A 12,914-nucleotide genomic window follows, 5' to 3' on the forward strand; every position below is an offset into this window, starting at 1 on the left:
CGCCGTGCCGCGCTGCACCCTCCGGCTCTTGCTTTCTCATTCAGCGCCGATGTTTCAGCCCGCCACCGGTTTTAAAGGGGTGTCGAGGATCATCTGATAAAAGGCCAGATCCAGCCAGCGATCAAATTTAAAAGCGGCCTGTTTAATCGTGCCGGTATGGCTGAACCCATTTTTTTCATGCAGGGCAATGCTGCCGCTGTTGGCCGCATCAATCGCGCCAATCAGCGTGTGCACGCCGCGTTCACGGGCGGCCTCCACCAGAGCATTGAGCAGAATTTTTCCCAGCCCTTCTCCGCGGTGATCTTTATGAATATAAATCGAATGTTCGACGGAATATTTATAGGCAGGCCAGGCGCGGAACGTGCCGTAACTGGCAAATCCCAGTAATCTCCCCTGCTCATCCTCCAGCCCGATCACCGGAAAGTCATTGGTCAGTTTAGTGGCAAACCAGGACGTCATGCTGTCGATGTGACGCGGTTTATAATCATACAATGCTGTCGAGGTCAGGATGGCATCATTAAAAATATCCAGAATGGCGACGGCATGCAGGCGTTCCGTACAGGTGATCATCTTCATCGAACTTTCCCCCGGTGGCTTTCTTTAGCGGCTAAATTCCACTATAGTAGAATTAATTCCACCAAAGTAAACAACGGAACTCCCCTTATGTCAATCGACCAACTGATCGCTACGCGTCTGCAGTCATTACGTAAAGCGCAAGGATTGAGCCTCGAACAGCTCGCCAGCAGTTCAGGTGTCAGTAAAGCGATGATCTCGAAAATTGAACGACAGGACAGCAGCCCGAGCGCCAGTCTGTTAGGCCGTCTGGCAGCCAGTCTGGGCGTTTCGCTGGCGCAGTTGCTGTCAGAAGAAAATACCCGCCCCGCCCCTTTGCGTCCCCGCGATCAGCAGGAAATCTGGCAGGATCCGGACATCGGATATATGCGGCGTCAGATAACACCGCATGAAGAAAATGGCGGACCGGAACTGGTTGAGATTACGCTGCCGGGCGGCGCCCGCGTCAGTTATCCGGGCTGGAGTCATCAGGCTTATAAACAACGTCTGTGGCTGGTGGAAGGGTTGCTGACTGTTGATTATGGTGCAGAAAAGTATGCGCTATCCGCAGGTGATGCGCTGACATTTGGCGTGGATTTGCCCATCACATTCAGTAATACCGGCACTGAGCCCTGCCGGTATTTGCTGGTCATGAGTGACAAATAGTTTTCATGCTTTCCGGCAGGGCCAGCGCACGGCCCTGCAGATCAGAGATCTAACGTGCCGTCGATCAGCGTACAGCTGTCGCCACCGACCCAGGGTTCGCCGTCCACAAAGGTGACGGTCACACGGCCATCGCGCTGCAACCGGGTGCCCTGACGGACATGGTACATCTGCGCCATATGCTTACCATCCGGGAAATCAGCCGCTTTCAGCACCCGCGCCAGACAGGCATTGGCGCTGCCGGTGACCGGATCTTCTTTCAGCACGCCATCCTCATCAATGATCGCCCGCACTTCGTAATCTGCCGGGCCGCCTTTCGCATGCAAGCCGTAGACCGCGATACCGTTAATACCCAGCTGCTTTTGCAACTGGCTGACGGCGGCGGCATCGGCGGTAATATTCAGGCACTCCTGCGCGCTCTCCATCCGCACGACCAGCCAGATAATGCCCATATCCGCTGCGACCGGCGCGACATCCGCCTGAATTTTACCTCCACGCAGTGCAGTGGAAAGCAAAGCATAATGTTCCGCATCCAGCGGTTTCAGCGCAGCCGGAGGCGCAGAAAAGGCCTGACCGCCTTCCGTCAGTTGCTTCACCTGTACCAGCCCGACGCCGCATTCCTGCACCAGATAACCGGGATTTTTAGACTTCAGCCCGTCCTGCAATAACGCATATGCCGTGCCCAGCGTCGGGTGTCCGGCGAACGGCAGTTCCTTATCGGTGGTAAAAATTCGCACGCGATAATCGGCTTCCGGCGATGCTGGTTTGAGCACAAACGCCGTTTCCGCAAGATTAGTCCAGCGCGCCATCGCGAACATCTGCTCATCGCTCAGCCCTTCGGCATCCAGGATCACGGCCAGTGCATTGCCTTTCAGAGGCTCAGCGGTAAACACATCAACTTGTTTAAAACGGCGCAGGCGGGTCATAGCAAATCCTTGTCTTGTCGTAAGGGAAACCATTTTGGAGAAAGCGCGAAGCCTCTGAGTTTAGGAATATTTCTATAAGTTATCGAGAAAAATGTCAGTGTCGGGCGGCTGGCCTATGCTTAACACACAGTCCGGTCGTCTCCATAAAACAGAAGGAAAAGAAAATGCCCGCGAAGGATTTGATTGGTATTGGTATCGGCCCCTTCAATTTAAGCCTCGCCGCCATGGCAAGGGATACGGGGAAACTCGACGCCGCCTTTTTTGATGCCCACACCGAATTCAGCTGGCACCCCGGCATGCTGTTGCCCACGGCAACCATGCAGACCTACGTTCTGCAGGATCTGGTCACCACCATTGCGCCGCGCAGCGAATTTTCATTTATTAATTATCTGGTTGAACAGAAAAAGATTTACCGTTTTCTGGCCACCGAGCAGCTGATCATCAGCCGCGATGAGTTTTCGGATTATCTGCGCTGGGCATGCGACCGCATTCCCGGCCTGCATTTTTCCGCGCCGGTAGAACGTATCGACTTTGACGATAACAAGCAGGAATTCATCGTACAGAGCCAAAAAGGTGAGCACCGCGCCCGCAACATTTGCCTCGGTACCGGACACGCCCCCTGGATCCCCAAACCGGCCCGGGCGGCGCTGGGGGAAAACTGTTTTCATGCGGCGGAGATTGAACTGCGCGAACCGGATTTCACGGGCAAACGCGTGGCCGTGGTCGGCGGCGGGCAGAGCGGTGCCGACATTATTCTCAATGCGCTGAGCGGTCACTGGGGAGAATTTGCGGAACTGACCTGGCTTTCGCGCCGCCCGAATTTTCAGCCGCTGGATGAGTCGATTTTCTCCAACGAATATTTCACGCCGGAGTACGTCAATTACTTTTATACGCTGCCGGAGGATGTACGCGAGCGCGAGATCAAAACGCAAAAACTGCCTTCTGACGGCATCAGCTATCACACTCTGGAAGACATTTATAAACAGTTGTATCACCGTTTTGACGTGCTGCATCAGCCGCGTAACGTGCGATTACTGCCGCACCGCGCGCTCGATCATATCGTGCGTAATGCAGGGGGTGATTTCAGCCTGCAGGCCAGACACGGGCTGGAAAAATGCGAGGAACATTTCAGCGCGGATATCGTGATTCTGGCGACCGGTTACCGCCCCGGTTTGCCGGATTATCTTGAGCCGCTGCTGGATCGCATTCCTTATGACCGCGAGCAGCATTTGCCGCTGCAACAGAATTTCAACCTGCGCTGGGATGGCCCGTCAGAAAACCGGATCTACGCGGTGAACGCCGGTATCCACAGTCACGGCAGCGCCGAAGGACAGCTGACACTGACCGCGTGGCGCTCGGCCAAAATTCTCAATCATCTGCTGGGCGAAGCGCATTACGATCTGCGCCCTGTGCCCTCGCTGGTGCAATGGTGGCCAGACGACACAGGCAAATAGCAGGCACAAAAAAGCGGATCATCAGGCTCCGCTTGTTCAGACAATCCGCCCATCAGACGTAAAAGTAGATGGCTAAAAAGTGGCAGGCACTGCCGCCGAGGACAAATCCGTGCCAGATAGCATGACCAAAACGAAAGCGTTTTGAGGCGTAGAAAATGACGCCCAGCGTGTACACCACACCGCCCAACGCCAGCAAGGTGACGCCGCCCAGCGAAAGTTTAGTCGCCAGCTGGTAAATCACGATCAGCGACAGCCAGCCCATCGTCAGATAGGTGACCAGCGACAACACTTCAAATCGGTGTGCAAACGCCAGTTTGAAAATCACACCAAACAGCGCCAGCCCCCAGATCACCGCCATCAGTCCCTTTGCCAGCGGGGAGTTCAACCCGACCAGCAGGAACGGCGTATAGGTTCCGGCGATCAGCAGATAAATCGCGCAGTGGTCAAATTTTTTCAGCCAGTATTTGGCTTTCTGATGCGGTATCGCGTGATACAGCGTGGAGGCCAGATACAGCAAAATCATGCTGCCGCCGTACAAACTGTAGCTGGTGATCGCCATGGCGCTGGCGTTATCGCCTACCGCCTGAACCAGTAAAAGTACCAGTCCGACAATCCCGAACACCAGACCCACGCCGTGGCTCAGGCTGTTGGCTATTTCTTCAGCCCACGGATATCCCTGTGGTGATGGAGACAACTTACCCATACGTTGAGAACCCTCAAGGCAAAACAAGTGAAAATGATTGTTTATAAAACGTTCCGTACAGGATCAGCTTAACTGAGAACGATTCCAGTGTACATCTGTAAGCTTAAATTGAGTATTATCTGATGTAACAGTCTCTTAGCCGGATCATCATTTCACTCTTCACTCACTTTGAAGCCCTCAAATCATTCAGTTTGTTTATAATTCCAACGCGTTACATTTATAAGATCAAAGGAAATTCCGCACCCAAAAACATGATTTTTTTATATCAAGCGATTAAGGTGTAGCGGAAAAGTGAAATAACGCCGTTTACCATGCCGTCAATATGACTAAGGTTTGACTATGTCTGCAGTAACTCCCCCGCTGAATTTCGGTGCAATGACCGAGGTTTTTCAGTTCCTGATGGAAATCGACAAGCTGAAAAGCGTGCAGCGCCGCACCAAAGTGTTAGGCACTGAGCGTCAGGAAAACTCCGCGGAACATAGCTGGCATTTCGCCGTCGCGGCGATGTCTCTGGCCCCTTTTGCGCCGGAAGGTACTGATATCAATAAAGTCATCCGGATGGCGTTGATCCACGACATCGTAGAAATCGATGCAGGTGATGTGCTGGTTTACGATCTCGCAGCCCGCGCGGCGGTTCACGATCAGGAAATCATTGCCGCGAAACGCCTGTTCGGCCTTTTGCCCGCGCCGCTGAACACGCAGTTTCTGGATTTGTGGAACGAATATGAAACCGGCGAAACTCCGGAAGCACGCTTTGCGCTGGTGATTGACCGCGTCATGCCGATGATCATGAACCTGAACAATCAGGGGCAGAGCTGGGTAGAAAACAACATCCGCCTTGAACAGGTTCTGGCACGCAACGCCTTCATCGCCGATATTCACCCGGAACTGTGGCTGCACATCCGCACCCATCTGGATAACGCGCATCAGCAGGGCTGGCTGAAGTAATGTATTCGCACATCCCCCTCCGCGGGGGATGAGTAAACCTGGGCTGGGTAGACACACTTTCGGAAACATAGTGAACACTTTTAGCCGTGTTTACTCACCGTGATCTCTCCGGGTAGTTAACTAAATCTGCCCAATAGTGACACCCCTTCCATCAGCACTCCTTCAGATACCGGGGCGGTGTTTGACTGCAAAGCTGCGAGGAAAAAAATAAAGCCGATATTACACAATCAATATGTCTGATTATTTTTTCCTTTGGGATCCGTCATCTGTAGTTAGAAAATTAATAGTATTTTCGATATGCCAGATAAGTTGGAATGCAGTATGAATACGCACATGACATTTGAAGGGCTACAAGAAAAAAACTGCTGCCCATCTCAACATGCCAGTGCAAAAATGGTAATTCTTCTGAGCGAATAAAATCTGTATGGATAACGCTAAAAATGCCTAAAAGAAGAAATGGCAATACATTGAGGTATAGTTTCTCAGAATAAAACAAGTGGCTGCATAGTAAATAAAAGGGGAACAGTGATGACAATGTTACAACTATGTATATAAAAAGATTTATTAACACATTATTCACTCAGTTTAATTTCGTTGCCAGTAACCATTAGATTTGTTAATAATATCTCTTTTTGGCAAGATATATTGGAATGCCATATGAATAGATACAAACAAACCTCAAGATAATGACAAACCAACCCTCACCCATTTCCATCTTAATGTTCAACAGAGGAATTACATCAGTCCGAAGGAATGAATAGTGACTTGCCGTGCAGCAACCCATTATAACGAAAGCTAACAAATTCATATACAACTTGTCAGAATAGAATAGATGAGACGCTATAAAGTAAAGTGGGAACAATGAGAGAAATGTTAAGAAAACATAGATAAAGAGAATCATTTGTACGCCCTGTACTGTCCCGATACTGTATTACTATCCCCGATGAACTCAACAATTAATTCATCTACAGACATATACTTATATCCCATCTGTTTCATACCCCATAACAAATCCGCGTTAACATATCGATATAACCTTGCGACATCCTCTTCTAATTTAAAACCAAGAAGACTATTAACAGACAGACCTATATCGACGAATGTATATATAACATCTGAATCTTTTTTACTTATGCCAAACAAACTACCGACACCTTCGTAAACAAATCTTAAGGGACCAGTATAACTCTCTCTGTAAAGCAAATAATAACCATTTTCTACAATGTTGTTTGTACCGTGAGCTACCATTAACGCTCCCAAACCTGCCCCAACGCCAGTATTTACTAACGCAACACCCGAGATAAATTGTAGTCCTCCAGAAACAAAACCGATCCCCGCTATGATCAGGTCAATTTTTTTATCATCATTACCTGATTGAACCTCTGCAGGCTTAACCATGATCACTTGCCTGACATCTTTGGCACTCATCGCTTCATCTTGTATCCTCAGGTAAGCCATTTCATTATCCATGGCATGAATGATTTCAGTCTCACTCATTTCCCCTGTTATTCTTTTCTCATGAAGATCCAATAAAAATCTCGTTTCCTCACTGATAAAATGATCTTTTGCCATGCTCCACTTCATAAACTTATTAGAAACTCGTGTAATTAACGAATTAATCTCAAGTTGCTTATCCATCAATAGCAACGTAATGGCTTGTTTATCGCTAACCCACCCGATTTTCTCCGGATATCTGGCAAAAAATTCCTCTAACACATCCATGTTACTCACCTTCTAAAACGATTTATCAAATACACATTTTCGAGGTGTAAACTATCTTATCGATAAATCCCAAAACAAGATGTCTGTCATGTTTTTTCAATTTTTAATTTCAACCAATTAACCCTGGTTATAATTCGATTTCGTCTCATTAAACAGAAAGCAAAAAAAACACTGCCTGCACTTTTTTATTATTCATTCCGTGTACTAAAATTCTGATATTCATACCGCGTGAGTTTTTATTTCCGCAACTCAATCAGCGCAAGTGCGTAAAGCCGGGGATCGTTGACATCGCGCAAATCCAGACCGGCAATCATGACCTGGAAGACGGTAAGAGGATTTTCGGGATGGGGGGTTTAAGGAGCTTGTTTGAAATCCGGAAGATATCTCGCAGAAATGACGCCGTCCGGTTCCCTCACCTGCGAAGGAGCGATCAGGCTTTGTGCAGAACATCACAGCGATCTTTTTTTGATTCCTGTTTACTACAGGCTCATTGTTGCGGAGATACCGATGCTGTTATTCCCTTTTATTAAAAGCCTGTCTCTCATTTTGCTGACGTTCGTCCGCGGAATGACAGGTTTTATATCAGGGTGCTGCTGCTTTAATTCTGTCGATAATCTCTCTGCCACCACGGAACAACCTGAAGAAATAAACCCGGCTGATTTCAGCGAGCAATGGCAACAACTCTGGCAGTGCGCCGGACATTCCCTGCTGCCCTGCCTCAACGTAAAACGATTTATTTCCCACACACATACTCAGGTTATTTCCATCAGCGTCCGGCTGGGCGTGCAATTACGCCACATCCTGGCTTTTAGTCATTTATCCAATCTGGTCAGTCAGTTACGCTGCTGCCGTCGTCTGAGTGGCACGCCAGCCGCCGACGCGACTTTTATACCTTCTGTTTCATTCAAAAGCACAACGCGCCCTTTCGCCGTTGTGCTTTTTTTATGTCTGTCATCACTCAAAACCCGAGGATTTATATTATGTATTTCGTCTGTATTGCTGCCTGCCCGACCGGTGTTGCCCATACTTATATGGCCGCAGAATCTCTTGAAGTGCTGGGAAAAAAACGCGGACACGAAATCAAAGTGGAAACTCAGGGAAGTCTGGGTGCTGAGAATATTATTACTGAAGAGGATCTGGCGCGCGCCGACGGCGTCATTCTCGCTGCCGATGTTGCGGTCATCAATAAAGAACGCTTTGACGGCATGATCACCCTCGAATGCAGTGTCAGTGATCCGATCAAACACGGCGATGCGGTATTCGACGCGATCGAACAGGAGGTGGCGAATGGCTAAATTCAGGGCAGAAGACGGCGGCGGGCACGTCGGCACGGATGTGAAAAACGCCATCATGACCGGCGTTTCTTATATGCTGCCGTTCGTGATTGCGGGTGCGGTGATCATGGGCATCGCGCGTATCGGCGCATCAATGTACGGCATCGACAATATCTGGGACAGCAGCCATGCGCAGGCCGCCAGCCAGATTGTGAAACTGCTGCATCAGTTCGATGGCTTCGGCGGGCTGGCGCTTTCGCTGATGTTGCCGGTGGTCGCCGGATACATCAGTTTCGCACTGGCCAATAAACCGGGCATCGCGCCGGGCATGATTGGCGGGTTGCTCGCCAGCAATCTGGGCACCGGATTTATCGGTGCGCTGGTGGCCGGATTTGTCGCCGGTTATATCGTCCGCTGGATGGTGCGGTTTATCAAATTGCCGCGCTCACTGGCCTCCGCCGGGCCGATCTTTATTCTGCCGGTCGGCGGCACGCTCCTGACCTGCATCATCATGGCGCTGGTGGTCGGCACGCCGCTGGCGGCGCTCAATCGCGGAATGGAAGCCTGGCTGATGGCCATGTCTGGCACCAACAAAGTGGTGCTGGCAGCGGTAATTGGCGGCATGGTGGGCTTTGATCTTGGCGGTCCGATCAATAAGGCGGCAGTGACCACCGCCATGGCGCTGCTGGCTTCCGGCATTTATGACCCGAATACGGCCGCGCAGGTGGCGATTATCATCCCGCCGATCGGGCTGGGCGTGGCGACACTGTTGTGGAAGAAGCGGTTCCCCGAATCACTGCGCGAGGCGGGAAAAGCCTCGACGCTGATGGGGCTGATCGGCGTGTCAGAAGGCGCGATCCCGTTTGCGCTTTCTAACCCAAAAATCATTGTAATTAATGTCATCGGCTCTGCGCTGGGTTCGGCAATGGCCGTCGGTTTAGGGGCGGTGAATCATGCGCCGATTTCAGGTTTTTACGGCTGGCTGGCGGTGGATGGCTGGCCGGTTTATATCCTGTCAATTGCCGCCGGTTCTGCGGTGGTCGCCTTCGGCTCGCTGCTGGTATTCCGCCATGGCGATACAGAGTCGCTGATTAAACCTGCCGCTTCTCCGGCGCCTAAATTCAAGGTGAACCGCCAATGAAAACCGTCCATCTGATTCAGCATACTCACTGGGATCGTGAATGGTATTTCACCGAAAATGATTCCAAAGCCGTCCTGTATTATTTTATGGATGACCTGCTCAACCGGCTGGAAGCCGATCCGCAATTACCGCCGTTCGTGCTGGATGCGCAGACGGTGATCCTCGACGATTATCTTGAGGTCGCGCCGGAAAATCTGCCGCGCCTGACCGCGCTTATCCGCGACGGGCGGATCCTCACCGGTCCGTGGTATACGCAAACCGATTTTCTGGTGGTCGGTGCGGAATCCATCGCCCGTAATTTGTTGTTAGGTATTGAGGGCGCAGGCAAATACGGCACGCCGATGCCGGTGGGTTATGTGCCGGACTCCTTCGGTCAGAGTGCGCAGTTACCGATGTTTTTAAATCAGTTCGGCATCCGCCACGCGGTACTCTGGCGCGGCTGGAGCGAGCATGACGTCGCAAAAACGGAGTTTGTCTGGCACAGCGACGACGGCAGTAAAGTCACCACGGCGGTGCTGCCGTGGGGTTACGGTTGTGCCAAATGGTTACCTGCAGACGTGGGAAAAGCCTTGCCGGGGGTAATGAAAGCCAGCCACAAACAGGCGCAGTTCGCCGCCACGGATCATATCTTATTGCCGAACGGCAATGATCAGTCACCGTTCGAATATCAGGTGCCGGAAATGTTGCAGGCACTGAATCGGCAGCAGGATGAATTCCGTTACGTGAACAGCAGTTTCAGTGAATTTTTTGAGGTTATCGACACACAGCGGGACCGTTTGCCGGATTATCACGGCGAACTGCTCAGCCCGAAATACATGCGTATCCATCGCGGTATTTTTTCCACCCGCACCGACATTAAAAAACTGAATGCCAGGCTGGAGAAAACCCTCAGTCAGTATCTCGAACCGCTGCTGACGGTGAATGCTTCGCTTGGTCTGCCGTATCCGCAAACTGCCGTGGATAACATCTGGCGCGAAGCGATGAAGTCCCATGCCCATGACAGCATCGGCGGCTGCAATTCGGATCGCGTCAATGCGATGGTGAAAAACCGGCTGCTTTCCGGCATGGAAATGGCGCAACAGTTGCTGGATTTAAACTTCCAGACACTCAGCGAAGGGATCACCGCCACACAGGACGGCACAAAAATCCTGCTGTTTAACAGCCTGCCCCGTCAGCGCAGCGGGATCGTGACGTTGACGGTGATGACGCCGGAACGTGATTTCCGCCTGTGCGACAGCGAGGGGAACGACTGTCACTGGCAGCTTGTGCGTGAACAGCCGCAGGATATGTCGACGGTGGTACAGGAGCTGTCGAACAGCACGGAAACCACCTGGTTCCGTAAATGTGAGTTGCAGGTGGAAGTCAGAAATGTGCCAGCGTGCGGCTACACCACGCTGTGGTTTAAGCCCGGCGAAGTATCGCAACATCCGGCACATACCGTGAACGCGCGCCAGCTGGAGAATCATTTTCTGCATCTGCGTGCCGATGCGCACGGCGTGCTGACGCTGACCGATAAACGCAGCGGTCAGCATTATCACTCTCTGCTGCAACTGGTCGACGGCGGTGATGCGGGCGATAACTACAACTATTCGCCGCCGGTGGAAGACTGGAAAATTACCGGCGACGGCCATTTGATCGAATGCCGCACCGACGGCGGCAGCCTGTTTAACCGCATGGTGCTGCGCTACCGCCTACCGGTTCCGCAGGATCTCGATTCGCGCCAGCAGCGGCTGACGGACGCCAGGCTGGAGGTCACGCTGACCCTGACGCTGGCGCATAACTCGCCACAGCTGAACGTGGAAATCACCGTGGATAATCAGATCCGCGACCACCGGTTGCAGCTATTGATGCCCACCGGCGCGGTCAGTCAGGTGCATTTCGCCGACCAGCCGTTCGGACTGATCCAGCGGGATAATCAGCCTGCTGCCATGAAAATCTGGCAGGAAGAAAACTGGACCGAAGCGCCCGCTGCGCTGTATCCGATGCAAAGTCTGGTGATGATGCACGATGAAACCCGCGGTCTGTGTGCGGTGACCGAAGGACTGCGCGAGTATGAAATTCCTGAGGAACACAACGACGTTCTGGCGATCACGTTGCTGCGCAGCGTCGGCTGGCTGGGGCGCGCCAATATGCCTTACCGGCCGGGGCGCGCATCGGGGATGGTTCTGCCCTCGCCTGACTCGCAAATCCCCGGCATTCATCATTGTTCACTGGCGGTGATGCCACTGACCGGCGCACCTGATGCGGATGTCTGGCAGCGCGTGGAAGAATGGAAAACGCCGATGCTGGCGTATCTGGCCACCGGCTGGTCGCGCTTCCGGCTTAATCCGCACGGACTGAAATTCCCGGCGGAATACAGTTTAATGAGCTGGGACACGCCGCTGCATTTCAGCACGCTGAAAAAATCACAACGCGGCGATCACTGGGTGATACGCGGATGGAATCCGACAGCGCGACCGGTGAAAAGGGGTGAAGTGAAATCATCGAAAAAGGTCACGCCATCGACACTGGCGGAGGGGAAGCTGAGCGAAGCACATTACGTGGACATCACCGAAGCCGGTGAACCGGTGACATTTTTAAGCGAAAAGTAAGCGGTATAAACGGGGAGCCATCCCCGTTTTCCCTCATTATCTGCCGCCAGCCAGCTCAATAAAGCTGCCGGTGACGTAAGAGGCAGCGTCCGACAGCAGCCATGCAATGCCTTGTGCCACTTCTTCCGGCTGCCCGCCGCGTTGCATCGGCAGATTGGATTTTACGCGATCGACGCGTCCCGGCTCACCGCCGCTGGCGTGCATGTCGGTATAAATCAGACCCGGACGTACACAGTTAACGCGGATGCCGTACGCCGCCACTTCCAGCGCCAGCCCCGTGGTCAGGGTATCCACCGCCCCTTTCGACGCCGCGTAATCCACATATTCCCCCGGCGCACCCAGACGGGAAGCCGCCGAGGACACATTCACAATCGCCCCGCCCTTTCCGCCATGACGATGCGACATGATTTTTACCGCCTCACGACAGCACAGGAAATACCCCGTCACATTGGTGGACAGCACTTTATTGATACGTTCAGCGGAGAGATTTTCAAGGGTCGTCTGCTGGAACAAAATTCCGGCGTTATTCACCAGCGCGGTGAGCGGCCCGAGTTCAGCGCTCAACTGTCTGAACATCGCGACAACCTGTGCTTCATCAGCGATATCGGCTTTCAACGCTATCGCTTTACCACCGGCCTGATGGATTTCATCGATAACAGATTGCGCTGCGATGTCGTTATTAAGGTAATTCACGCCGACAGCATAACCCTGCTGCGCAAGAAGAAGAGCCGTTGCACGGCCGATACCGCGACTGGCGCCGGTGACGAGAGCGATTTTCATGAGTGACTCCATTGGGGAAGTGAGGAAAGTGTAGGAGAAACAGAAAGAAAGGGGAATTTGGCTTAGCTCCTCCCCCTGCGAAGGGGGAGCAGCTGTGTCGAATGTCAATCCGGCAGCGATTAATTTGCTGCCCATTCACGACCATCTCGCACCATCGCAT

The 12,914-nt window shown here is 52.2% G+C and carries 11 protein-coding genes; 6 read left to right on the top strand and 5 right to left on the bottom strand.

Annotated features, from left to right (window positions below):
- Positions 1-54: 54 nt before the first annotated feature.
- Positions 55-576 carry a GNAT family N-acetyltransferase gene (locus EDF78_RS06765; RefSeq protein ID WP_095924853.1) on the bottom strand — a complete coding sequence of 174 codons (522 nt, stop codon included), beginning with the start codon at positions 574-576 and terminating at the stop codon, positions 55-57.
- An 87-nt stretch (positions 577-663) separates the two neighbouring features.
- Between EDF78_RS06765 and EDF78_RS06770 the strand changes: the two genes are divergently transcribed.
- Positions 664-1,218: a helix-turn-helix domain-containing protein gene (locus EDF78_RS06770; protein WP_095924852.1), complete on the top strand. Its 555-nt coding sequence runs from the start codon at positions 664-666 to the stop codon at positions 1,216-1,218.
- A gap of 41 nt (positions 1,219-1,259) precedes the next feature.
- Here EDF78_RS06770 and EDF78_RS06775 read toward each other — a convergent pair whose 3' ends face one another.
- The gene (locus EDF78_RS06775) at positions 1,260-2,141 is read right to left on the bottom strand and encodes a PhzF family phenazine biosynthesis protein (protein ID WP_133822769.1); all 882 of its coding nucleotides are present in this window, start codon (positions 2,139-2,141) and stop codon (positions 1,260-1,262) included.
- 164 nt (positions 2,142-2,305) lie between these two features.
- Between EDF78_RS06775 and EDF78_RS06780 the strand changes: the two genes are divergently transcribed.
- The gene (locus EDF78_RS06780) at positions 2,306-3,595 is read left to right on the top strand and encodes a SidA/IucD/PvdA family monooxygenase (protein WP_095924850.1); all 1,290 of its coding nucleotides are present in this window, start codon (positions 2,306-2,308) and stop codon (positions 3,593-3,595) included.
- Between the two features lie 52 nt (positions 3,596-3,647).
- Here EDF78_RS06780 and EDF78_RS06785 read toward each other — a convergent pair whose 3' ends face one another.
- Positions 3,648-4,298: a hemolysin III family protein gene (locus EDF78_RS06785; protein ID WP_095924849.1), complete on the bottom strand. Its 651-nt coding sequence runs from the start codon at positions 4,296-4,298 to the stop codon at positions 3,648-3,650.
- A 339-nt stretch (positions 4,299-4,637) separates the two neighbouring features.
- On the opposite strand from EDF78_RS06785, the gene EDF78_RS06790 reads away from it, so the two are divergent.
- Positions 4,638-5,246, top strand: a complete 609-nt coding sequence (locus EDF78_RS06790; RefSeq protein WP_095924848.1) for an HD domain-containing protein — start codon at positions 4,638-4,640, stop codon at positions 5,244-5,246.
- An 897-nt stretch (positions 5,247-6,143) separates the two neighbouring features.
- Here the strand turns inward: EDF78_RS06790 and EDF78_RS06795 are convergent.
- The gene (locus EDF78_RS06795) at positions 6,144-6,968 is read right to left on the bottom strand and encodes a DUF4225 domain-containing protein (protein WP_133822770.1); all 825 of its coding nucleotides are present in this window, start codon (positions 6,966-6,968) and stop codon (positions 6,144-6,146) included.
- A 977-nt stretch (positions 6,969-7,945) separates the two neighbouring features.
- On the opposite strand from EDF78_RS06795, the gene EDF78_RS06800 reads away from it, so the two are divergent.
- Genes EDF78_RS06800 through EDF78_RS06810 form a run of 3 tightly spaced genes read left to right on the top strand, consistent with a single transcriptional unit; the run spans position 7,946 to position 11,974 of the window.
- Entirely contained in the window at positions 7,946-8,263 is a 318-nt protein-coding gene (locus tag EDF78_RS06800; RefSeq protein ID WP_243839425.1) for a PTS fructose transporter subunit IIB, read from the top strand.
- The gene (locus EDF78_RS06805) at positions 8,256-9,383 is read left to right on the top strand and encodes a PTS fructose transporter subunit IIC (protein WP_095924845.1); all 1,128 of its coding nucleotides are present in this window, start codon (positions 8,256-8,258) and stop codon (positions 9,381-9,383) included. The genes EDF78_RS06800 and EDF78_RS06805 overlap by 8 nt, the downstream gene beginning before the upstream one ends.
- Positions 9,380-11,974, top strand: coding sequence for a glycoside hydrolase family 38 C-terminal domain-containing protein (locus EDF78_RS06810; RefSeq protein WP_133822772.1), 2,595 nt, complete (start codon positions 9,380-9,382; stop codon positions 11,972-11,974). The genes EDF78_RS06805 and EDF78_RS06810 overlap by 4 nt, the downstream gene beginning before the upstream one ends.
- A gap of 36 nt (positions 11,975-12,010) precedes the next feature.
- Here EDF78_RS06810 and EDF78_RS06815 read toward each other — a convergent pair whose 3' ends face one another.
- On the bottom strand, positions 12,011-12,754 hold the full coding sequence (locus tag EDF78_RS06815; RefSeq protein ID WP_119826871.1) for an SDR family oxidoreductase: 744 nt from the start codon (positions 12,752-12,754) through the stop codon (positions 12,011-12,013).
- Positions 12,755-12,914 lie beyond the last annotated feature (160 nt).

It is taken from the genome of Rahnella sp. BIGb0236 (genome assembly GCF_004364755.1).
GTDB lineage: Bacteria > Pseudomonadota > Gammaproteobacteria > Enterobacterales > Enterobacteriaceae > Rahnella > Rahnella victoriana.